Source organism: Fibrobacter sp. UWEL (assembly GCF_900142535.1).
Lineage (GTDB): Bacteria > Fibrobacterota > Fibrobacteria > Fibrobacterales > Fibrobacteraceae > Fibrobacter.
The window spans coordinates 43,574-66,309 of record NZ_FRBE01000011.1; the positions used below are offsets into that span (position 1 = coordinate 43,574).

Here is a 22,736-nt window from a genome sequence, read left to right on the forward strand (position 1 = left end):
GGAGCGCATCAAGCAAGCTTGGCTTGCGATGGTGCGCTCCTTTTTTCGGGGTTCCAAGGTAAATGAACACTTAGGGCTTTAGCCCTTAGTGAGAATTATCCACTTTGTGGACGTGCAGAGCCCCTTGCAACTAATTACCCCTTAGCGATGAGGTTCATGAGTTCGGTGTCCAGGCGGTCTGCGTTGTTGTACTGGGGCAGATCGTTATGGAGGGATTCGCCCTTGGATACCAGACCGAAGTCCAGGTTCTTGTAGTTCCAGTAGCTGTAACCTACGTCGGCTTCACGGAGAATGTCCAGGAAGTCGCGCATCCAGGCTAACTGATACTTTCGGGCGACTTGAACGTAGACGCCGAATTCGTTACAGGCGACGGGCAGGTCGTACTTGGCGCGGAAATCCAGAGCGTTCTGGATGCTTGCCTGGAGTCGGGCCTTGTCCCACTTACCGAACTCTACATCCAGACGGGTACAACCGTCATCGGCAGGAGCGGCGTAGTCGCCGGGCCAGGGACGTTCAATCTTGAAGAAGGGATCGCGAATCCATTCGGCACCCTGGTGAGTGAAGGTCACCGGAGTGTAAGTATGGAAACTGTAGATGGCGTTGTCGTCGTCCAGCGGGGTAAGGAATTCAAATTCGCGGGCACTGTTCCACTTGTTGGCGCCCACCACGATGGTGTTCTTGGGGGCGTGCTTGCGGATGGTCCAGAAAATTTCATCCTTTACTTTGTCCCAAACCTTGGAGTCGCCGGCGGCAGGCTCGTTCAACAGCTCCATCATGACGCGAGACTCAGTGCTATAGCGCTCTGCCATGTAGGACCACACCTTGTTGGTGTCCTTGCGGGCGTCTGCGCTGACAAAGAAAGCCTGTTCTTCGTAGCTAGCCAGATGGAAGTCATGTCCGGGGCACTTGTGGAGGTCCAGAATCACGTCCAGGTCTGCTGCCTGGATTTCCTTTAGGGCCTTGTCCAGAAGTCCGAACACTTCTTCGTTGGGTTTGAGTTCAGGGCCGTTGAATACGTTGAAGTAGTCCACCGGCACGCGAACGTGGTTGAACCCCGCCTCGCGGATGCGCTTGAAATCGCTTGCGCTAAGGAAGGTCTGGATGTGAGGTACTAGTCCAGGAAAACCTACAGGATCTTTTTCCTGAATGCAGTCAACCTGACTGAACCAGCCACCCAAATTCACTCCCCGTAGTCTTTCTTTTTTCATGGTACCATCCCATTTTTTTGGCGGCCTGAATTGACCGCCGTTTTAGGAAATCTTATTCGTTAACGATCTTCAGGTCTTCTTCGGCGATGTTCAGACCCATGATGACTTCCATGTCATCCGGAAGGCCGTCAAAGTCCATCACCAGACCGACCTTCTTCTCGTCGTCCTTCTGCTTTTCAAAAAGAACGACATCGTAAATCTTCATAGAAACCACAGCTTCCTGTGTGACGGGAATTTCAATGGTCATGCCCTTGCTGATGGGGCCTTCAACAATCTTGCCCTTGAAAACCAGAGTATTAGGATCTTCACCGAGCGATGTTTTCTTAACGTGGAATACAGCCATTATACCTTAGCCAATTATCTTTTGTTTTCTTTCTATTTCCTCTATGATCACAATTTGATCACGGCAAGAAAAGTTAACTTTTTTGCATGACTTTACGAGTTGGACGAATTCCTTTTTTAGTCTGTGCGCCCTTTTTTCATGATTTTATTGGGCGTGAATCGGAATTTCGTGACATTGAGTTTGTGGATGGACCTCCCAGCGCCCATTGTGCGGGGCTGAAGGATGGATCAATCCATCTTTCTCCGGCTTCTTCCATTACTTTTGCACAAAAACCGGGCGCATTTGTCCTGTCGCCGGATCTTTGCACCTCCTGTTCCTTTGAAGTTCGTTCCGTTAAGTTGTTCTCTAAATTGCAGATAAATTCTTTAGATGGTAAGCGGATTCGGATGACCGCCCAGAGCAAGACTTCGGTAACTCTGTTGCGTATCCTTCTGGAAGAGCGCTTCGGCGTGAAGCCTGTTTATGTGGATGGCGCCTACGAGGATGGGGATGACGCCTGCCTCCTGATTGGAGATCAGGCTCTTGAAGAAAATGAACGCCACCGTTTTTCCTATGATTACGATTTAGGAACTCTCTGGCAGGAATGGCAGAGAGCCCCCTTCGTTTTTGGCGCCTGGATTATTTCCAAGACTGCCTTGGATGCGGAACACTTGGAATCCTTGCATCGATATCTTGAGGCCACAAAAATAAGCATTGAAAAATTCCGCAACAATCCGTCTCGCGCGTTGGATAAATGGCTTGCCAAGTATCCCGTAAACTTGCCGCGTTCGGTGGTGGAAAATTATTATAGTGCTTTGGATTATCGTTTTACAGAAGAACGTAAGAATTCCTTAAGCAAATTCTTTGAATTATCGAAAAAATTGGGCCTGGTGGGGTCTGCTCCTGTGTTGGAATTTTTACATCCATAAAACCCCTTAATTTTATATTTTTGTACCAGGTCCATTTGGTGTGTGGATTCTGGGAAAGGGTAAATACATGGTTGAAGAAAAAATTCTGATTGTCGATGACAATGCAGAAGTCTTGAATCAGACTTCTGAACTGTTATCCCACGTAGGTTACAATGTGACCTGCTGTACTTCCGGCGAAGAAGCTCTGGAATTCCTGAACAGCAACCGAGTTGACCTGGTCCTTCTCGATATCAACATGCCGAACATGAATGGCTTCGAAGTGTGCTTGCGCATCCGCCAGCGTTTTGCCTTGGATGATCTTCCCATCATTTTCCTGACTAGCCGCGAAGACACCGATAGTATTACCAAGGGCTTCCATTCCGGCGCCTCCGATTTTGTAAGCAAGAATGCAATGTCCGACGTTCTTCTTGCCCGCGTGAACGTGCATATCCGTCTGGCTCGTGCGTTGCGCCACCTCCGTGACATTTCCCTTACGGACGATATGACCGGCTGCTACAACCGTCGTCATGGCATGTATTCCCTCAGGGAATGGTTCTCCCGCAGCCGTCGTTACGGAAATAGTTTCTCCCTGATTTACTTCGATGTAAACGGCCTGAAGGTGGTGAACGATCGCTATGGCCACCAGGCGGGCGACTTGCTGCTCCGTTCCGTAGTGAATTCCGTAAAGGCTCTTCTTCGTGAATCCGATTTGCTGTTCCGTATGGGCGGTGACGAGTTCATGATCATCTGTCCCGAAACGGACAAGAAGGGCGCATTCATCTGCGTGGATCGTATGCGTAAGGCGGTGGACGATATTACCATCGTGGACCAGAAGGTTTCCTTCGCTTATGGCATTGCTCACTCTTCCGAAGATTATGCGGAAATGGACGACATGCTCCACAGTGCGGATGTATCCATGTACGAATGCAAGAAGAAGATGAAGAAATAATGATGCAAGGGGACTACCGCCCCCTTGGAACCCCCACTCGCTCACGTCGCCATCACAGGCGTTGCCTGTTCGGCTAGCTTTCTCGTGTTTGAGGGGTACTAAAGTACCTCCTCAAATTGTATTCAAGATAAGAGTGCGTATGGTTTCAAAAAAGAGACATCGGGTTTACCGATGTCTTTTGCTTATTCCGTAATTGTTTCTGCTAGTAATTAGAGGGCTTTGCGGACAGCGTCTAGGAGTTCCGTCAGACGCTTGCCGATTTCATCCCAGTTGCCTTCCTGCATGAGTTTGGCGCTGAAGATGCTTCCGCCAAAGGCCAGCAGGTTGGCGCCTGCCTTCAGGTATTCACCTGCATTTTCTGCATTCACGCCGCTGCAAGCTAGCAGGGGAATATCACGGAAAGGACCGCGAAGTGCCTTGATATACTTGGGACCGCCAACGCAATCCACCGGGAAGATTTTCACGGCGGTTGCCCCTAGGTCATAAGCCTTCTGGACTTCCGTGGGAGTGAGCGCTCCTGGAATGATAGGCGTGTTGGACCCTGCTGCCGTGCGGATAATGTTGGTGCGGGTATTGGGCGTGACAATGAATGCGGCTCCTGCAAGTAGCGCTCTTTCCAGATCCTTGTCATGACGTACTGTGCCTGCGCCTACGGTAATATCATAGGGCTTACAAGCTGCCTTCAGGGAAGTAATGATTTCTGCTGCACCATCTGTATTCATGGTGACTTCAATTGCCTTCAAACCGCATTTGGCGGCAGTCTTGGCACACAGTTCTTCGGAACCGCGGGGAATGTCGCGGAGGATGCCGATGACCGGCATGTCTTTTAAAAATTCAAGTAGATTCATATTTCAAATATAAACGATAATGAATGTTTTTGTTCAGAGAAAAATGCTTACAATTTCATAAAAACAAAGATGCCGACGTTTGACCGCCGGCACTTTTTACACTTGATGTAACTTTAGAGGCTTATTCGAATCTCAACGCTTCAATGGGGTCGAGCCTACTTGCCTTACGTGCCGGATACCAGCCGAAGAATACGCCTGTAATGAAGCAAACGCTAAAGCTTGCGACGACACTTGTAATGGAAACGCTCATAGGCCAGTTCAGGACGTTCTTCACGATTTCTGAAGCTCCGATACCGAGGGCAATGCCGATGAGGCCGCCCAGCAGGCTGATGGCGACAGATTCAAAAAGGAACTGCAGAAGAATGTCGCGGCCGCGGGCGCCGATAGCCATACGGAGGCCGATTTCCTTAGTACGTTCTGTAACGGAAACGTACATGATGTTCATAATGCCGATGCCGCCCACCAGAAGGCTGATGCCTGCAATTGCCGTAAGCACCAGGGAAAGCATGTCGGAAGTGGTGGTCATCATGGTGATCATTTCTTCCTGGGTAAAAATGCGGAAGGGATCTGTGGGCTTGGTCCAGCTGCGACGTTCCTTGAGAATGCCCATAATTTCTTCGGTGGCTTTTTCCGCATAGCCTTCACCGATGGAGTTGGCGAAAATCTGACGGATTTCCGTAGTGGCATTAAAGCGTTTCATCACTGTCTGGTAAGGCGTGAAGATCACGTCATCCTGGTCCTGGCCGAAGTCGCCGCTGCCCTTTCCTTTTAGAACGCCGATGACTTTCAGCGGGATGCTCTTATACCTGATGGTCTTTCCGATGGGGTCTGTATCAGGGAACAGGTTCTTCACCACGGTCTGGCCGATGACGCAGACTTTCGCGATGCGGTCTGCATCGTCATCGAACATGACGCCGTCGGCAATCTCGTAGTTGCGAATCTTCAGGTAGTCGCTGGAAATGCCGCTGAGCTGTGTGGGGGAGTTGTTATTGCCCACAATGGCCTGGCCGTTGGCGCTGATCATGGGGGAGACCGCGTTAATGTACTGGGCTTTTTCGCGAAGTTCCTTAACATCTTCCTCTTCGAGATATTCCGAGGAGTTGTCGGAACTCATCTGCACGCCGCCACGGCGGTTGCTGTTGGGCATGATGATAATGGCGTTTGTACCCATGGAGGTCATCTGGTCCTTGATGGACTGCTTGGAACCTTCGCCCATAGCCACCATGGCGATCACGGCGGCAACACCGATGACGATGCCCAGCACCGAAAGGAAGGTGCGCATGCGATTGCGGAAAAGAGCCTTCAGGGCAACTTTAATTAGGGATAACGGACTCATTAGGCATCCTCCTCATCGTCAAAAACTTCTGGAGGAGGCAATGCTTCCAGGGCGGCCTTGGCGTCGGCCACATTCACGTTCAAAACATCTTTTTTCAGGAGGCCGTCCCGCAGGGTGATGGTGCGGCCGCTAAAGGTAGCGATATCCGGCTCGTGAGTCACGAATGCGATGGTCTTGCCTTGTCTGTGCAGTTCCTGGAAAATCATCATGATTTCGTAGCTGGTACGAGTGTCCAGGTTACCGGTAGCTTCATCTGCCAAAATAATCACCGGGTCGTTTACCAGGGCGCGGGCGATGGCCACACGTTGCTGCTGACCGCCGGACATTTGGTTGGGCAAATGATTCATGCGGTCTTGAAGTCCCACCATTTCCAGAGCTCGAATTGCCCGCTTGTGGCGTTCCGTTGCAGAAATCTTGGAATTGTACAGGAGGGGCAGTTCCACATTTTCAAGAGCGGTAGTTCTGCTCAGCAGGTTGTAGCTCTGGAATACGAAACCCAACTTCTGGTTTCGAATCTTTGCGAGAGCGTCCCTCTTCAATTTTTCGGTATGTTCCCCATCCAGGATGTAGTGGCCGGATGTAGGCTTGTCCATGCATCCCAAAATATTCAGCATGGTGGATTTGCCGGAGCCGCTGGTACCCATGATGGTCACAAATTCCCCTTCGTGAATATCAAAACTGACTCCGCGCAGGGCGTGGACCGTCTCGTCGCCCATCTTGAAGTCGCGACGGATGTTCTGGATTGATAAAATAGGGGATTTTTCCATAGTACCTTTTAGATGCCCGATTCTGTAACTAGGTTGCAGTTACTTTCGGAAAACCCATTTCTTGTACAGGGTGTAGCTTGCCAGCACGTAGACCACGTTTGCCACGATGTTCGCAAGGAAGGTGGGCTTTGTAAATCGTGCGGTAAATTGGCAGATCCCATCGAAAATGCTGAAGTTGATCAGAGCGTATTCGCAGCCTTTCAATACTAGCAGATTCAACCCGTAGGCGCAAAGGAAGACTACAAGGAACCGAATCATTTCGGTTTTTTTTTCGTTGTTGCTCTTGAAATTCCAGATGCGGTTCATCACGTAGCTGTTGATTCCGCCGGCGATAAAGCCCAGAAAATTGGATAGCACGAGGCTACAGTCCAGTATTTCAAAAAGCACCCAGGACACCACTAGGGTGATCAAGGTATTCATAATTCCAATGAGATTGTACTTGACGAAATGAAGCATTGGGTGAAAAAATATTTATTTTGTTGCATCATGAATTGGATTGAAGACAAAAAGTGTACCGCAGAAGAAGCTGCTCTCCTGATTAACGATGGTGATGTTCTTGGTGTTTCCGGCTTTACGCTGGCAGGGTACCCCAAGGTGGTGCCTACCGCGCTTGCGGCTCGTGCAGAAAAACTCCACGCCGAGGGAAAGCCCTTCCAGGTAACTCTTTTCTCCGGAGCCTCTACCGGCGATTCCTGCGATGGCGCCCTTGCTCGCGCAAATGCCGTCAGCTTCCGCATGCCCTATCAGTCCAATCCCGCTCTCCGTAAGGCCATTAACTCCGGTGCCATCAAGTACATTGACGCCCACCTTGGTAAGATGGGCTACTGGATCCGCACGGGCGCACTGCCCCGTCCTACGGTTGCCATTATTGAAGTCACCAGCATTTTGCCTGACGGTCGAGTTTGCCTTTCTACATCCGGCGGTAACTCCGTCACATTCCTGGAGTCCGCAGAAAAGGTCATTCTGGAATTGAATACTCGCTTTGGGGATGCCTGCGTAGGTATTCACGACGTGGCTCTTCCGGAATTGCCTCCTCACGCCAAGGCCTTGGCTATTGATGCCGCCGGCGATCGCGTAGGTGAAACCTTTGCCCGCGTGAACCCCAATCGGGTCCTTGCCATTGTGGAGCAGTCCCGCTTTGACGAAGTCACGCCTTTTGTGGAACCGGATGAAATTTCCCGCAATATTGGCGAACGCATTCTGGACTTCATTCGCTATGAGGAAAACCGCGGTCGCCTCCTGAAGGGACTGGCCTATCAGAGTGGCGTAGGTAAGGTTGCCAATGCGGTTCTGAGCGCCATGGCCGCCGATGATCGCCTCCACCAGATTGATCTTTACACCGAAGTCATCCAGGAAGCGGTTCTCCCGCTGTTGAAGAACGGCAAACTGGGCATCGCCTCCGGTACCGCTCTTACTTTGTCTGAAAGTACCCAGAAGGAATTCGTTGCTAATGCTGAAGAATGGAAGAAACATCTGGTAATCCGCCAGCAGGAAGTGAGCAACAGCCCCGATGTCATCAAGCGTATTGGCGTCATCTCCATGAACACCGCTCTTGAAGTGGATATCTTCGGTAACGTGAACAGTTCTCTTGTGACGGGTTCTGCCATGATGAACGGCATCGGCGGTTCTGCAGACTTCGCTCGCAACTGCCTGCTGGGATTCTTCATGACGCCTTCTGTGGCGAAGAATGGCACCATCAGCTCTGTGGTTCCCTACGTAAGCCATGTGGACCATCCGGATCACGACACCATGATTTTCGTGACGGAACAGGGTCTTGCGGACCTTCGTGGCCTGGCTGCCGAAGATCGCGCCCGCCTGATTATCAAGAACTGCGCTCATCCCAACTTCAAGGAACCGCTGAGCGACTTCCTGGAATACAGCCTGAAGCACGCCAAGGGCATCCACATGCCCCTAGCCATCAACCGCGCCTTCGAAATGCACCAGAAGTTCCTCGAAACCGGCAGTATGCTTTAAAGGCCTTGTAAAAACTTTTTTTATTGGAAAAAAAACGGTGCATTTTTATATTGCTCACAAATGTATCGTTTGGTTTTTCTGATTTTGCCCCTTATTTTCGTCGCCTGTAAAGGACATACAGGTGTCGAGTCCGAATTGAATGAGGACTTTTCCAGTTCCTCGGGTCACTCCAGTAACCCCAGTGATCCTAACAGCTCTAACTCTCCCGCCAATTCGGTTGATCCTGACGACCCTGAAAACACTCAAGGCGTCGAAATTATTGAGCCCATAGGCCCGTCCTCTGGTGACGAAGAAGTGGTGGAGGACACCACTGCCGTGGAAGATGCCAGTGCGCTGCCCAAGTGTACCTCTTCCAACGATGGGGAATCCTTCTTTGTGGCTGCCGAGAATGCTCTGTATTTCTGCGTCAGCGGAGAATGGCGTACCGATGTGGTTGAACAGATTGGTGTTTCCTGTAACGATGGCTCCCTTTCCATCGGTGCCGAAGAAGAAGTTCCCTCCGAGTCCGTATTTGGCATTGATACCCTCACCGGCGAAATCGTCTATCGTCGTGAAGGAGTTGTCGTAGCCGGCATTGCCGAAAAGGGCCCGTTCCGTCATGGCGCTTCCGTAACTGTGGTGGAACTGGATAGTGCTGCACGACTGGCTGATTCCGACCGTAAGCACAAGGCTTGCATTACTTCCGGCAACGGTTCCTATAGCTTTGATGCTTTCGATATCGTTTCTCCCTACGTCCGAGTGGAAACTACAGGTTACTATAAGAACGAATTGACAGGCGGTCTTTCTTCTGAACCCGTCACGTTGAAGTCCGTTACGGATCTTACGGAACGTGATTCCGTGAACGTGAATATTTTGACTCATCTGGAGGCTGTGCCTACTCTGAAACTTGTAGAACAGAGTGGTTACAATTCTCCCATCCGCATGTTCAAGGAACAGTCCTTGATGAAGGTCCTTTATGCATTCGGCATCAAGATCGAAGGCTTTAACGACGCCCTCTTTGCCCAGAGCCAAGGCGGTTTCGGCTTCGGTGGACAGTCCTCTGCGGCACAGACCATCAACAAGACTGCAGACGAGGTGAGCCTATTTGCCGGGGACGAATTCAGTAGCGCCTTGATGGCAATTTCTGTGATGCTCCAGCGTCATGGCTCCGGCAAGGAAATGCTGTTGTTTGCGGACTCCATCGCCCAAAAGATTGCAGGAAGCGGCAACTGGGACGACTGGACTTCTCGCGCTCATCTGGCAGACTGGCTGATGGCTCTGGATATTAACGGAGAGTTTAATAAGATCCGCAAGAACGTGTCCAGCTGGGGCTTGGGTGACGTACCTGATTTTGAAAAGCACTTGCGTAAGTTCTGGACCAACGAATACCAGTTCCCCACTTGTGGCAAGTCTAACGCAGGCGTCGTAACTCATATCGGTTACAGCCAGTCTAATTACTTTGGTTGTAATTACCAGGATACCACCAAGACTAAGGTCCGTTTTACCTGCGATGCAGAATTGGGTCGCTGGCGCGCCGCTACCGACATCGAAAAGGATACGGTGGGCTTGGGTGCAGATACCTCCAAGTACGATGGCGCTCTCCGTCCTGGTGTCATTAACAACGACAAGACTTACATCTACGAAAAGTCTACAAACACATGGCGTCTTGCCTCCAGCGATGACGTGATGGACTTTACGGATGTGGAAGATGTTTACAAGGGCTTGGCCGCAGACGAATCTGTTGTGTTCGTGCTCCGCCATGCTGAACGTACCAACGAGACGGGTTCCAAGGGCCACCTGACGGATAACGGAAAGGCTCAGGCAAAGAGCGTTGGTGCCAAGCTTAAGAGTGCCGGTAGAATGTATTTCGCATACTCCGGATATACCCGTACCTTGGAAACCTGCGAAAGCATTGCAGCTGGCGCAGGCCTAAGCGCATCTCCCGATAGCCTTGCTGGCCTTAATGGCGAGTGGTTTGTGAAGTCTGGTGAACCATCTATTGAAGATGTGAGCCGCTGGGCCTACACGGGATCTCCTGCAGGCAGCTTCTACGATCTGGAAGAACGCAGTAAGGAACTGGTTTCCGATTACATCCTGGCCAATCGCAGTAAATTGCAGAAGGTCAACTTCTACATCTCCCACGATAGAATGATCCTGCCTTTTGCGGTATATGCCTCCAAGGGCAAGGTGGACCTGCGGTTCTTTGACGTGATGGGTACCCGCAACTGGATCAATTTCCTGGCTGGCGTAGCTGTGATTTTCGATAGCGCCGGAAAGGTTCGTTATGTTCCTGTCCGCGGTTTGGATTCTGGAACCATGAAACTTTAAAAATACTACATTTCCAACGTTGATTTTTATCAAACTTAAACCTAAAAGAATGGATAAAATCCAATATGAATGAAACGCAAACACAACAGGCTGCACCGGTAAAGGGACGTTTCGACGAGCAGATCGGCTTGATGTCTCCTACAGATGCTGCTAAGGTTCAGGCTCAGCTTGACCTTACTCCTGGTGGCGATTCCGCTGTCTTCGAAATTGTCGAAGCTCACGGTGGTGGATACCAGGTGCTTTATAAGACTTATGATCAGTCTGTAACCGCCCGTAATGCTCTTAAGGCCAAGGACGATGCATCTGCCAAGGTGCTCCCCATTGCCAAGGCTACTTTGGGCAAGGAATATTGCAATGGCGACGTCGTAGAAGGCGTTTGCCAGGGCGAAAAGGATACCTTCACTCTGGGTAAGCTTGCCGAATTCCAGGCAACTGGCCTTATCGTAGTGATGGCTGTTATTATCGGCCTCTGCTTGCTCTGCTACCTGATGAACTTCATCATGGCAAAGCTTGGCCTCAACGTGGACAAGGCTCCGGCACCCGCAGTCAAGGCTGCTCCCGCCGCCGCTCCTGCTGCTGCACCCGCTGCTGCCGCTCCTCGCACCATTGGCCCCGCACACTGCGACTGGGATCCCAATGCTAAGAGCGTTCATCCGGGTATGACCAACAAGCAACTCCAGGCATTCCTCTCCATTGCTGCAATTGCCGCTCTGGAAGAACACCCGGGCCTTACCAACGATGAATTGGTGGTAATCATGACCGCTGCTGCAACTCAGGTTCTGGGTCAGCCCTGCCGCGTTACCGCTTACAAGAATGTTAACTCTCCTGCTTGGACCATCGTCTAACTCCGTCTAAGAAACAGGAAAACCTTTAAAAATTCAACAGGCTATAATAGCCAGGAAATAACAAAATGAAGAAGACCGTACGTATCAGTTTCGAAGGCAAGAGCTACGATGTAGAAGTTGAAGTTCTTGATTCCAATGTTGCAGTTGCTGCAGCTCCCGCTCCCGCCGCTGCTCCCGCACCGGTTGCCGCTCCTGCTCCCGCTGCTGCACCTGCAGTTGCTGGTGGCACCGAAGTGAAGAGCCCCCTCGCTGGTTCCGTGTTCAAGCTGAAGGTCAAGGTTGGCGATAAGGTTGAAGCTAACCAGGAAGTCGCAATCATCGAAGCTCTCAAGATGGAAAACCCGGTTGTCGCTCCTTGCGCAGGTACCGTGAACTCTGTTTCCGTCAAGGAAACCGATACCGTCGTTGACGGCCAGACTCTCCTCACCATCGCTTAATTTAGCCCACTGAGGTATAGATAAATGAGTTCAATCCTTAGCTCCGTTGCCCAGTTCGCTGGCGACACTGGCTTTGCTTACATCACTCCGTCTATGATCGTGATGTGGCTTGTCAGCTTCGTCCTGATGTACTTGGCAATCGTGAAAAAGTTCGAACCGCTGCTGCTCTTGCCGATCGCACTGGGCGCTCTTGCGGTTAACATCCCCACCAAGGGATTCTACGATGGTGGCTGGAGCATCGAGGGCATGTTTGTCCCGACCGAAGGCCTCTATTACTACATCAGCCAGGGTATCCACCTGGAACTCTTCCCGCCCATCATCTTCCTGGGCGTGGGTGCCATGACTGACTTTGGACCGCTGATTGCTAACCCCCGTACTCTGTTGCTGGGTGGTGGTGCTCAGTTCGGCGTCTTCGCTACCATGTTCTGCGCCGTTGCTTTCGGTGGCTTTACTCTGGGCGAAGCTGCTTCCATCGGTATTATCGGTGGTGCAGATGGTCCGACCTCCATCTTTACTGCTAACAAGCTGGCAAAGCACCTCATCGGCCCCATCGCCGTTGCTGCTTACACCTACATGGCTCTCGTGCCGCTGATCCAGCCGCCTATCATGCGTCTCATGACCAATGATAAGGAACGCAAGATCCGCATGAAGTCTCTCCGTAAGGTCTCCAAGGCCGAACGTATTGCCTTCGCAGTCATGGTCATGGTTGTCTGCATCCTGGTTGTGCCCGATGCTTCCGCTTTGATCATCATGCTTATGCTTGGTAACATCTTCAAGGAATCTGGCGTTGTTGATCGTCTCGTCAAGACCGGTCAGAACGAACTCATGAACATCGTGACCATCTTCCTTGGCACTTCTGTGGGCTTGACTATGTCTGCTGACATCTTCCTGCGTCCCCAGACCCTTATGATCATCGCTATGGGCGTGGTTGCATTCGGCTTCTCTACCGCTGCAGGCCTCTTCCTCGCAAAGATCATGAACAAGTGCTCTCCCAAGAATCCGGTGAACCCGCTCATTGGCTCTGCTGGCGTTTCTGCAGTGCCTATGGCTGCCCGCGTTTCTCAGGTTGAAGGTGCTAAGTACGACCCGCAGAACTTCCTGCTGATGCACGCTATGGGCCCCAATGTGGCTGGCGTGATCGGTACCGCAGTTTGCGCTGGTTACATGATTAGCAGACTTAGCTAGTGTGTGGCGGCAAATCGCCGCAAGTCAAAGCACTCGAAATTAAGAAACCCTCGGTGATGAACCGGGGGTTTCTTTGTGTTTTACAATAAACTCCTTATAACGGCGTGATACACTTCGGGACAGTCAACTTCCATGATGGTGGTGATTTTTCCGCGGGTTTTAGTTCAAACGAAACGTCCGGACGGGCGGCCTTAAAATCATTTTCCATGGACTGGGTGATTTTCCATAACCTTTTTCAGGGAGTCGCTATTCTCCTGAGTTTCTGCTTTCAGTATTTCGTAATCGGAACGTATGGCTGCAATTTCTCGGGTGTTTTGAGCGGTGAGTGCGGCGATGCTTTACTGTATATCCATAAATCTCTGCCAAATCGGCATCAAGCATTACCTTGACTCCACGGATGGTGTAAACCTTTGACTTTAGGAGATTTTCGTCAATCAGTGCGACCTTGGAACCGGATTCCGTCGCAATATCAAGTTTTTTGCTCATCGTTACTCCTTTGTGTTATAAGTTGCGGAAAAACACAAGTTTTAAAGGGGTCGAATTCGACCCCTTTTCGCCTTTCTAAACCTATCGAATTCGAGGGGTTTAAATGTTTAGTCTGCATCGAGGTCGGAAAAATCGACCTCAATCTATGTATGAGGAAATTGAATGCCGATAATTTAATGTTACCGAATTCGGTATAATTAAAAGACGGATTGTTGCGAAGTTGTGGGTGCGAATTCTGCCATAACTTGAGGTGGAATTTTTGCACCTCAAGTTTTCTTGAACCTCTGGCTCAAATTTTGATGCCCATTTTTTTGGACATCAAAGACATGTTTTTAAGGGGGGGGAGGCCTTTTACAATAAGCTCCTTATTACGTTGTGATACACTTCGGGGCATTCAACTTCCATAATGGTGGTGATTTTCCCGCCGGCATCTTTTGAAGATGCTCCGCAATGAAAAATGCGTTCGCTTTCAGTATCAAAATCCAGTACGACATAGCGATCGTGGAATTTGTTGCCCGCGGGCTTTATTTCAAACGAAACGTCCGGACGGGCGGCCTTAAAATCATTTTCCATGGATTGAGTGATTCTGCAGCCGGCGTATTGGTCACTAAATATCGTAACCTGGATATTTGCAGGAGCGTTCCTGAGTAAATCAAGGGTCTTGACATCTACGTAATTGTCAATGACGAAAATAGATCTCTTCGCCATGCTGTATATTTGGGAGTTGGCGATGTCTGCTTCTAGCTTTTGCCCGTTTAGAATTAGAAAATGTTTGAAAGTGGCTGGATCAATGAAGTTTTCCATAACCTTTTTCAGGGAGTCGCTATTCTCTTGAGTTGTGGCTTTCAATATTTCGTAATCGGATCGCATGACCGCAATTTCTCGGGTGTTTTGAGCGGTGAGTGCGGCGATTTGTGCGCAATTGGCACAACCAAGCAACTGCTGGTTCTCGGCGGCAATGTAATCCTTCATTTCTTTGAAAAGGCGAACTAGGGCCTTACTTTGTGAGACTGCAAGTTTCCCTCGCAAAACACTAATAAGCATATAAATGCCTTGTTCGGTAAAAGCATACGGAGTAAATTTTGAATACTTCCCTTGTTCTAAGGTCGTTTTTTCCGACCTTAGAATCATTGAATACTCCTCCCTTGTTAGTTGGAAGCGAAAGTCCTCATCAAAACGTTCTATGTTGGATTTTACCTGTTCGTTCAAGCGCTTCGTTTCATACCCATAAATCTCAGCCAAGTCAGCGTCCAGCATTACCTTGACTCCACGAATGGTATGGACCTTTGATTTCAGGAGATTTTCGTCAATCAGCGCGACCTTGGAACCGGATTCCGTCGCGATATCAAGTTTTTTACTCATCGTTACTCCTTTGTGTTACAAGCTGCGGAAAAACACAAATAAAATGCACAAATGTGCTACTGCACAAAATATAACTAAAACTACAAAGAAAGGCAATAGGGTGGCGAAAAAAATCCAGTGACACCTACTGACATTTGGGATTATCTATATTCATTACGTACATAAAGAGTTTTGCTCTTGTTCCCCTACTGAAACTTCGACACTTTCACGGATAAGGAATAAGGCGACGCTCACGCTTGCTGCTAGGCTTTGCTTGGTGGCATCGTTTTGCTACGCGCATATTTAATAGATCTGCTTGTGCAAACGACCCTTTTGGGGCGTGGGTTGTTTGCGTTTATTTGTCCGGGCAGTCGAAGGCCTCAGTAGGTAAGTGCATTCAACCTCACGCCTTTTTTATTTAAATCGATGTGGAAGAATGACGACAAGAGTTGCTCTTGCTGGGTTTGCTCTTGTTCGCTGCTGAAACTTCGACACTTTCTGGACATAGAATAAGACAAACGTTCGTTGACCTATGATTGCATAGGCCGTATTGTACCCTGGGCGTATTGTATCCATTCAGTGCCTGGGGGATTCGTGCGTGTATCCACACGTGCGTTTTCGGGCGTTTTCTTTGCTTGTTTTGACATCGCGGTTTCTTGCTCCCGACTGAGGGTGAACTCGTTCACCTTCAACTCGAGGAACGAGATACATGGCAGGCAAGGATGATGCTAACGAAAATCCCATTAAGGAATTTCACTTATTCGCTGGTATAGGTGGTGGCATTTATGGAGGAGAACTCCTTGGTCATAAATGTTGCGCTGGAGTTGAAATTAGTGAGTTTTGCCAAAAGGTCCTGAAGCAGCGTCAGAAAGATGGCTGGATGAATGAGTTTGAAATTTATGGTGATCTTCGTGCTTTAAATGGCAAGGACTATAAAGGAAAGTTCGATGTCCTGTGTGGTGGATTTCCATGTCAGGCCTTCAGCACTGCTGCGCATGGGAAAAATATTGCAGAGAAGAACCTTTGGGATGAAATGTTCAGATTTGTAAAGGAATCTAATGCTCCAATTGTCTTTGGCGAAAATGTGGTCTTGCGTGCAATTAGCAAGGCAAAGTCAGATTTAGAATCTGTTGGATACAAGGTTAAGTATTGTAGATTAAGTTGTTCTGATTTGGGAGCCGACCATCAAAGAAATCGTTTTTGGCTTTTGGCTGTCAAAGATGAGAATGCTTTTGAACGTTTGAAAAAACACATTCTGTCATTACCGGTTTTCAAGGGAAAGTACTGGAGTAAAAATCCAGATGCATTAGGTCAAGAAGTCATTGTCACGGATCGTCGAGAACAGTTGAAGGGTGTGGGAAATGCTCAGTCTCCGTTTGTTGCCGCATCTGCGTTTAGAGTTTTGGTAAATCGTCATATTGAAAACCGCAATTATACGGAAGTTGTATCTGACGAAGAAATCGCAAAGGTTTTTGAAATTCAGAAAACTTGGATTAAGGATACCTATGGTGAAGAAATGGGCTTGGTTCATACGCCGACAACGATGGCTAATTATTCTGCACCATCAATGATGAAACATCAGGGCTGTCGTAACTTCAAGAAAGTGTTTGAAAAGCCATCTCCGAAGAATGCTGAATATCTTATGGGTTTCCCGCTTGGTGCAAGTTCTCCTGAACCTCAGGGAAAGAACAATCTGAAAAAGTGGGGTGCGTAATGACTGCTTATGAAATAGAGTCGCTACTTCAACGTCTTGGTGTTAGAGAAACTAAGGCTGAAACGTACCCTAATACATATAGCCTTGTTAGCGGAGCTAGTTTTCTAGCACAGCAAGTGAATAACCGTGATTCAGCATCGTGGAAAAAAGCTGAATATATAATACTGACAGATTCTCCTGCGTCTAATAGCATTTTAAATGGTTGGAAACGTCTGACAGAAAGGGACCCATTACCTAGCGCAATTCAAAAATTGTGTGTTCCAACGGATGATGATTTGTTTGATGTGTATGACGCTCAAGGACAGTTTGTTAAAACATCATCTTTGAGAAATATTGTTAGGCACACTCCAGATATTATTGATGTGCTTAATAAACGAAATTCTTCTGCTTGCTCTCTTACTCCCACCCAACTAATCTACTATGGTGTTCCTGGCTGCGGCAAGTCCAAGAAGATTACGGATTTGCTTGAGGCTGCAAAGTTGCATGGCGACATTACCGATGAGGAAACTCAGGTTGCTCGCGTGGTGTTCCATCCGGAATACACCAATGCGGAATTTGTGGGGCAGGTGATGCCGATGGTCAAGCCCGCGGGCGGTGTAGATTATCATTTTGCAGCAGGTCCTTTTACTCGCATTCTTGCTCGTGCTTATGCCAATCCTACTAAACCGTACTATTTGATTATTGAAGAAATCAACCGCGGAAATGCGGCTGCTATCTTCGGTGAAATTTTCCAGCTTTTGGACCGTCATAAAAAAGGTGAGTCTGATTCTGTAGGCGGCAATACATATACGGCGGGCTGGAGCAAATACTTTGTGGATCATGTGGACGTGAACGGAATAATTCGCAAGGAAATTTCAGACACGCAGTATGAATCGGACGCAGAAAAGCCGACCGTCAATTTCACTGCGAATACGGCAATTCGTCTCCCGCCAAATCTTTCCATCTACGCCACCATGAACACCAGCGACCAGAATGTGTTCACTTTGGATAACGCCTTTAAGCGTCGCTTTGATTCCGAACTCATCAGGAATTCCCTGGAAGGTGCCGAACATGATGCCCAGCGTGAAACGAAGATTGAAGGCACGGAAGTGACCTGGGGTAAATTCTGGAAAGCAATCAATGATTTGATTCTTGAAAAGCATTCTTCCATGACCAGCTCCGAAGACAAACGCCTTGGCGCCTATTTCATCGTGGGCGAAGAAAAGACTGCGGAAGATGGGACCACCTATCGCGAAATTTTGAAGAAACTCTTTGGCGAGAAGGTGCTGGAGTATCTTTGGGACGATGCTTTCAAATACAAGCGTAAGGAAGTGTTTAAGGAAGAATGCAAGTCTGTTGAATCGCTGATTGAAAAATTTACCAGCGGTGGTTTTCCTGCGGTGTTCAAAAATCTGGAATTCTAGGAAAACGTAAATGTCTGTCGGTTTCAAAAACTTTTGCATTTTGCAAAATGATTTGCAGGATGCAAATGAAGGATTCGTAGGAGTAAAGTTTGCGGAAGGTAAACCGCAAATCTATTTCCCCTACGGATGTTTTCAGAATTTTGAAATCGTATCCGATAACGCTCCTTCTGATGAAGAACTTCGCCAAGCATTCGCCAGCTTGATGAACGTTCTCTCGGATCAAAGCTTGATAAGCGACGCGGAGAATTCCAACTACGCTTCGTCTCTTGAATTTGAAGCCAAACTGGATTTTCCGTTCCAGGAATTTTTCTATGTCCTTGATTATTACTTGAACTTTGGCTTGTACAAGGAAACGGAAAAAATCTACAAGCAGGGCGTTCACGGAAAAGTCAATTGGAGCCGAACCATAAAGCATATCCGTCCGCAGGTTGTCGAAAGTGAGCGAGGCACGGAAATAGTTTATCTGAACTTGATCTCAAGTTGCAATTCTCAAAATGAAAATCAGCTTGTCTCTTTGATTCATGAATTCTGCGTGGCCCAGGCGCAAAGGCTGATTAGTCCGCTTTATGGCATCGATGCGGATGTTGAACCCACTCTTGATTTTGACTACGAACTTTTCTCTGCGGTACTCAACGAAAAATGTTCCAAGACGTTTAACGATCGCAAGCTACGGCTTTTCCATGCCATGCAAGTGATTGTAGAATACTTGCAAGGGAATGCGGTTGATGGCGCCTTAAGCGAGTATTGTTACGGTGTATCCAGTTTTGCCCCGGTCTGGGAAAGAATGCTGGACCGCATCTTCGGCAACATTCTTGAATGTGAAAAGAAGAATTTCAATCCACATTGCGAATGGCGTCTCGCGGGCGGTACAAGAAATGCAGACGACCAGAAATTCGCCATGCGTCCAGATACCATCATGCGGCTTGGCGAAGAGCTCTTTGTAGTTGATGCGAAATTCTACACCAGGAACAATCTTCCCACGTCGAGTTCCATCAGCAAGCAAATCGTGTACGCGCAGTTTGTGGAGCAAAAGGGCTTCGCGAATCCCGACAAAATTTTCAACGTATTCCTGCTGCCGTATTGCTGTGACAGAGAAGACGTCTCGCAGAACCCCGGCCACTATAAAATGAACTTCCTAGGGACCGCCCATGCCGACTGGGTTGACAATTCCAAACCTTACCACAAAATCATCGGTGTTCAACTAGACGTAAGATCCGTAATGCGAGATTACCGCCGAAACGACATCGCGCAATACAAATTAGCGGAAATCGTGAAAGAAGCTTTGTGTCAAAGGAATAGTGATGATGTGTCAAAAAATGTGGTTATGTAATCGCGACTCCGCAAGCCCCCTAAGTGAAAAAAAAGAAAACCTCGCATTTCTGCGAGGTTTCTTGTGTTTTATAAGATTGGTTTAGATGGCGTCCTTTAAGATGATTCCGCCGTTTAAGTATCGATGGATGACTGAGTTGATCAGCGTCTAGGACCTTTGACAACCAATTTCATTTTGCGAAATCTTTCTTCGGTCTCGTAGTCCCTCTTGAAATCGCCTCTTTCGATAGCCTCCATGAGCACTCTTTCTTCTTCGTCAAGAGGCTTGTCTATCACTTCGTATTTTTTCATAAGCCCTCCTTTTGATGCTTTCTTGACCTAAATGCGGTTATGCGTGATGCGTGAAAATTCTGGTGGCCGTCGCCATCGAATCGAAAACAATGTGATGGGATGATTCTGCAAAAATACTGGCAGGGGCCTACCCTGGCGTTACTTGGAAGCGGTGCTTCTATACCTGCGATATGGGGATGTTATGCCGGATTAAGTCCGGCATTTCTTTTGATGTTCTTGTATCGTATTTTTGAACAAAAAATTCTTAACGATACAAAATTTCTTTAAAATTCTTAAAAATCTAACGTTTGTGTGTTGTCAAAACATTGATTTTTTAATTTTGCTAGGTATATTTGTTCTTGGAGATTAGGAGGTCTTCATGAAAAAAATCATTGAATATACGGATTACCGCAGATACATTGCAGATTACTATGCGGATCGGAAAACCCGTCGGTCATTTACCTGGCGCGAGTTTGCCAAGAGTGCCGGATTCTCTTCGCCAGTCTATCTAAAGCTGGTTGCCCAGGGCTTGTATAACTTGAGTGACGCCGCTGTTGAACGGGTTGCCGCTGCTATGGAACTGAAGGACTGGGAAGTCGACTACTTCAGAACTCTGGTCAACTTGAATCACGCGAAGGACGACGAATCCAGAAGAAACCTCTTCAACGAGATGCTTCGTATTGCAGCGATCCACAAGGCGACCGTCGTAGAAGGGGATTCCTTCCGATATTTTAGCGATTGGAAGAATCCTGTGATTCGCGAACTCGCTCCTGCTATGGCTGGTGCGAAACCCTTGGCCATGGCGCATGCGGTGCTGCCGAAAATTACGGCTGCTGAAGTTTCTGAAACTCTGGCTTTCTTGGTAAAGACGGGTCTTCTGGAAAAGAGTGCCGACGGAAGCTACCGCCAGACAGAACAGTTTGTGACGACGGGACCCATGGAAGTGACTCCGGTGGCTGTTCGCAATCTTCACCGTCAGATGGGTGAACTTGCTCTGGAAACCATCGAGGGCGTATCTCAGGAGGAACGTCACTTTTCTGGACTTACCATGGGACTTTCCGAAAAGTCCTACAAGAAGGTTGTTCAGAAAACCGCTGAGTTCAGAAAAAGTGTGGCGGACATTGTTATGGCTGACGACAAGATGGAACGGGTCTATCGCTTGAATCTGCAACTGTTTCCGTTGTCAAAAAAAATTTCTGGGGAAAATAAATAGGAGGATGTTATGAAAAAATGGTTTAATAAAATAGGTGCAGGCCTAATGACTGTTACTGCCGTAGGAACAGCGGCGCTGATGGGCTGTGCGGATAATGGAAGCGACATGGCCAACAATGGCGTGTCCGAAGAAACGGGTATTGCACTGCGTGGATCTGTGCAGGTGGCTAGATTTTTGGAAGATACATCTAATCTTTCGCCGGATTCCCTGGTTCTTAGCGGGAACATTGCTGTCCAATCCTACAAGGTCGATAAAATTGAATTCTGTGTTCTGGACGCCAAAACATTTGCTGTCTCTGAGGAATGCCTGATGTTAAAAATGGATGGCCAGACGGATTTTAGTCTGGAAATCGGAAACGTTGATTGGCAATACGGGCTCCTTAGGGTAATCGGAAGCTGGGCGGGGAAACAAAATACGGCCTATCAGGCTGTTGTTGAAAGAAATAATCCTTCCGTCGCCAATGTGAATACGCTTACGGACTGGAAGTACCATCAGGTTCAGAAACTGGTGGAATCCGGCTCCACAGTTGAGCAGGCAATGGGACATGCAGAACGCGATATTCTTGAATCGATTGGTGTTTACGGAGAATACAGTTCCTTTGGTCAAATGGATTTGAGCGGAGGAACAAGGTCTGATGCTGTATTGATGGCAGCGACCTTCCTGTTACCTAAACCGGGTGAATTTGAAAATGTTGCGGACTATAGTATTGGAATGGTTAGAGTTGATTATTTGTTTGGTTTTGTTCGCAGTCCTATTTTCTGGCAGTATCTGAATGTGGAACGTCCCGATGAAGATGTTGTAAATCTTGTGGAAAAATATGTGTCCAATTACATAGCGGAGTATTCTGATTTTGCCCGTTGTAATGAAGAAAACGAAGGTGAGAACTTGCCTATAACGGGTGATCTTGCCCGAAGATTACGATATGCCAAAGATTATAGTTTGGTGTGCGAAGATGGTCTTTGGGGATGGACCTCCCAGAAACTTGAACATACGGCAGGATCGATGAAGGATTCACGTGACGGTCGTGTTTATAAGACTACGTCCTTTACGGTAAACGGTGTTGTTCAAACCTGGATGGCAGAAGACTTGAAGTACGAATTACAGGGCTCCGTCTGCTTGCTGGGCGCCGACAGTCTTTGCGAAAAGTATGGCCGCCTTTACACCTGGCCAGATGTAATGCTTTTGGATACAACTGGCTTTACTGGACCCATTGAAGGACATGGTTCTGTTGCTAATGTATCTGATAAAGAAGAAGTGAACCAGTGCGTTGCAGATAATCTGAAGCTTTTTAGGGAAGACATGGAAGAGTATTATGATGCCGACTACGTCAATGATTCCGAATATGCTTTAGAATACGATAGTCTTGATGCCTACAAGGAATGCGTGGGATGGGGGCTACGTTATCAGGAAATGTTAGAAAATGTGAATGTTCAAAACCACCAAGGCATTTGCCCCGATGGCTGGAGAATTCCTACGGCAAAGGACTGGGAGCTTTTAGTGGAATATGCGGGAGGGAATGTTTTTGCAGTCAAGAATCTCCTTAAGGATGGAGAGTGGGGGATAACTAAAGTTCGATTAGATGAGTATGGCAAATTGCAGATGAAAGTGAGGGCGCCCGATGCCATTGAATTTTCTGCGGTTCCAAATGTTTCTTCTAGCAATGGTTTCTATGCGACCATCCCCAATGGAGGAGAAACTGGTGAGGATGACGATGGAAACGTTGAATTGTTAAACGTCATCTCGAACATTGCTTCCATCAAGAGGATCTCTGTTGGAATGAATTATTACGATGGAAGCCGACTCGAAAAGATGGGCGTCCGCTGCATCAAGGCGGAATAAAAGAACTGGTTAGGAGGAAGAGTCCCGCGGATGCGTCCGCGGGATTTTTTCTCCG

General features: G+C 48.3%; 21 protein-coding genes. 12 read left to right on the top strand and 9 right to left on the bottom strand.

What is annotated here, in order from left to right; translation table 11 throughout:
• Positions 1-134: 134 nt before the first annotated feature.
• Positions 135-1,208, bottom strand: a complete 1,074-nt coding sequence (locus BUB59_RS08460; protein ID WP_073228497.1) for a glycoside hydrolase family 5 protein — start codon at positions 1,206-1,208, stop codon at positions 135-137.
• 52 nt (positions 1,209-1,260) lie between these two features.
• Complete coding sequence (locus BUB59_RS08465; protein WP_073228499.1) at positions 1,261-1,551, bottom strand: hypothetical protein; 291 nt, start codon at positions 1,549-1,551, stop codon at positions 1,261-1,263.
• Positions 1,552-1,637: 86 nt separating this feature from the next.
• Here BUB59_RS08465 and BUB59_RS08470 point away from each other — a divergent pair, with 86 nt between their 5' ends.
• Together BUB59_RS08470 and BUB59_RS08475 are read left to right on the top strand one after the other, a co-directional pair.
• Entirely contained in the window at positions 1,638-2,459 is an 822-nt protein-coding gene (locus BUB59_RS08470) for a menaquinone biosynthetic enzyme MqnA/MqnD family protein (protein ID WP_073228503.1), read from the top strand.
• 67 nt (positions 2,460-2,526) lie between these two features.
• Entirely contained in the window at positions 2,527-3,387 is an 861-nt protein-coding gene (locus tag BUB59_RS08475; RefSeq protein WP_073228507.1) for a GGDEF domain-containing response regulator, read from the top strand.
• A gap of 209 nt (positions 3,388-3,596) precedes the next feature.
• Here BUB59_RS08475 and BUB59_RS08480 read toward each other — a convergent pair whose 3' ends face one another.
• From BUB59_RS08480 to BUB59_RS08495, 4 genes are all read right to left on the bottom strand, one after another.
• Positions 3,597-4,235 (bottom strand): bifunctional 4-hydroxy-2-oxoglutarate aldolase/2-dehydro-3-deoxy-phosphogluconate aldolase, encoded by a 639-nt coding sequence (locus tag BUB59_RS08480; protein WP_073228510.1) that lies wholly within the window; start codon positions 4,233-4,235, stop codon positions 3,597-3,599.
• Positions 4,236-4,356: 121 nt separating this feature from the next.
• Positions 4,357-5,571, bottom strand: coding sequence for an ABC transporter permease (locus tag BUB59_RS08485; protein ID WP_073228513.1), 1,215 nt, complete (start codon positions 5,569-5,571; stop codon positions 4,357-4,359).
• On the bottom strand, positions 5,571-6,338 hold the full coding sequence (locus BUB59_RS08490) for an ABC transporter ATP-binding protein (protein ID WP_073228517.1): 768 nt from the start codon (positions 6,336-6,338) through the stop codon (positions 5,571-5,573). Before BUB59_RS08490 ends, BUB59_RS08485 begins: the two co-directional genes overlap by 1 nt.
• Before the next feature lie 39 nt (positions 6,339-6,377).
• Positions 6,378-6,794 (bottom strand): GtrA family protein, encoded by a 417-nt coding sequence (locus tag BUB59_RS08495; RefSeq protein ID WP_073228521.1) that lies wholly within the window; start codon positions 6,792-6,794, stop codon positions 6,378-6,380.
• A gap of 30 nt (positions 6,795-6,824) precedes the next feature.
• On the opposite strand from BUB59_RS08495, the gene BUB59_RS08500 reads away from it, so the two are divergent.
• The 5 genes from BUB59_RS08500 (at position 6,825) to BUB59_RS08520 (ending at position 13,086) form a co-directional block, all read left to right on the top strand.
• A complete protein-coding gene (locus BUB59_RS08500) occupies positions 6,825-8,312 on the top strand; it encodes an acetyl-CoA hydrolase/transferase C-terminal domain-containing protein (RefSeq protein ID WP_234980005.1) in 1,488 nt (495 codons plus the stop codon).
• A 60-nt stretch (positions 8,313-8,372) separates the two neighbouring features.
• Positions 8,373-10,619, top strand: coding sequence for a histidine phosphatase family protein (locus BUB59_RS08505; protein WP_073228526.1), 2,247 nt, complete (start codon positions 8,373-8,375; stop codon positions 10,617-10,619).
• A 65-nt stretch (positions 10,620-10,684) separates the two neighbouring features.
• Positions 10,685-11,464 (top strand): hypothetical protein, encoded by a 780-nt coding sequence (locus tag BUB59_RS08510; RefSeq protein ID WP_073228530.1) that lies wholly within the window; start codon positions 10,685-10,687, stop codon positions 11,462-11,464.
• A gap of 65 nt (positions 11,465-11,529) precedes the next feature.
• A complete protein-coding gene (locus tag BUB59_RS08515) occupies positions 11,530-11,901 on the top strand; it encodes an acyl-CoA carboxylase biotin carboxyl carrier protein subunit (RefSeq protein ID WP_073228533.1) in 372 nt (123 codons plus the stop codon).
• Between the two features lie 24 nt (positions 11,902-11,925).
• On the top strand, positions 11,926-13,086 hold the full coding sequence (locus tag BUB59_RS08520; RefSeq protein WP_073228537.1) for a sodium ion-translocating decarboxylase subunit beta: 1,161 nt from the start codon (positions 11,926-11,928) through the stop codon (positions 13,084-13,086).
• A gap of 246 nt (positions 13,087-13,332) precedes the next feature.
• On the opposite strand, the gene BUB59_RS08525 is transcribed toward BUB59_RS08520, so the two are convergent.
• Both BUB59_RS08525 and BUB59_RS08530 read right to left on the bottom strand, forming a co-directional pair.
• On the bottom strand, positions 13,333-13,572 hold the full coding sequence (locus BUB59_RS08525) for an ORF6N domain-containing protein (protein WP_073228539.1): 240 nt from the start codon (positions 13,570-13,572) through the stop codon (positions 13,333-13,335).
• A gap of 351 nt (positions 13,573-13,923) precedes the next feature.
• Positions 13,924-14,934: an ORF6N domain-containing protein gene (locus BUB59_RS08530; RefSeq protein ID WP_073228542.1), complete on the bottom strand. Its 1,011-nt coding sequence runs from the start codon at positions 14,932-14,934 to the stop codon at positions 13,924-13,926.
• Between the two features lie 688 nt (positions 14,935-15,622).
• Between BUB59_RS08530 and BUB59_RS08535 the strand changes: the two genes are divergently transcribed.
• From BUB59_RS08535 to BUB59_RS08545, 3 genes are all read left to right on the top strand, one after another.
• Entirely contained in the window at positions 15,623-16,627 is a 1,005-nt protein-coding gene (locus tag BUB59_RS08535) for a DNA cytosine methyltransferase (protein ID WP_073228545.1), read from the top strand.
• Between the two features lie 362 nt (positions 16,628-16,989).
• Positions 16,990-18,030: an AAA family ATPase gene (locus BUB59_RS08540; protein WP_073228548.1), complete on the top strand. Its 1,041-nt coding sequence runs from the start codon at positions 16,990-16,992 to the stop codon at positions 18,028-18,030.
• Between the two features lie 40 nt (positions 18,031-18,070).
• Positions 18,071-19,360: an LlaJI family restriction endonuclease gene (locus tag BUB59_RS08545; RefSeq protein WP_159433353.1), complete on the top strand. Its 1,290-nt coding sequence runs from the start codon at positions 18,071-18,073 to the stop codon at positions 19,358-19,360.
• A 140-nt stretch (positions 19,361-19,500) separates the two neighbouring features.
• On the opposite strand, the gene BUB59_RS15370 is transcribed toward BUB59_RS08545, so the two are convergent.
• Positions 19,501-19,650, bottom strand: coding sequence for a hypothetical protein (locus tag BUB59_RS15370; RefSeq protein ID WP_159433354.1), 150 nt, complete (start codon positions 19,648-19,650; stop codon positions 19,501-19,503).
• 358 nt (positions 19,651-20,008) lie between these two features.
• Between BUB59_RS15370 and BUB59_RS08550 the strand changes: the two genes are divergently transcribed.
• Together BUB59_RS08550 and BUB59_RS08555 are read left to right on the top strand one after the other, a co-directional pair.
• Positions 20,009-20,842: a TIGR02147 family protein gene (locus tag BUB59_RS08550; protein ID WP_073228553.1), complete on the top strand. Its 834-nt coding sequence runs from the start codon at positions 20,009-20,011 to the stop codon at positions 20,840-20,842.
• Between the two features lie 45 nt (positions 20,843-20,887).
• Complete coding sequence (locus BUB59_RS08555) at positions 20,888-22,681, top strand: FISUMP domain-containing protein (RefSeq protein ID WP_073228556.1); 1,794 nt, start codon at positions 20,888-20,890, stop codon at positions 22,679-22,681.
• Positions 22,682-22,736 lie beyond the last annotated feature (55 nt).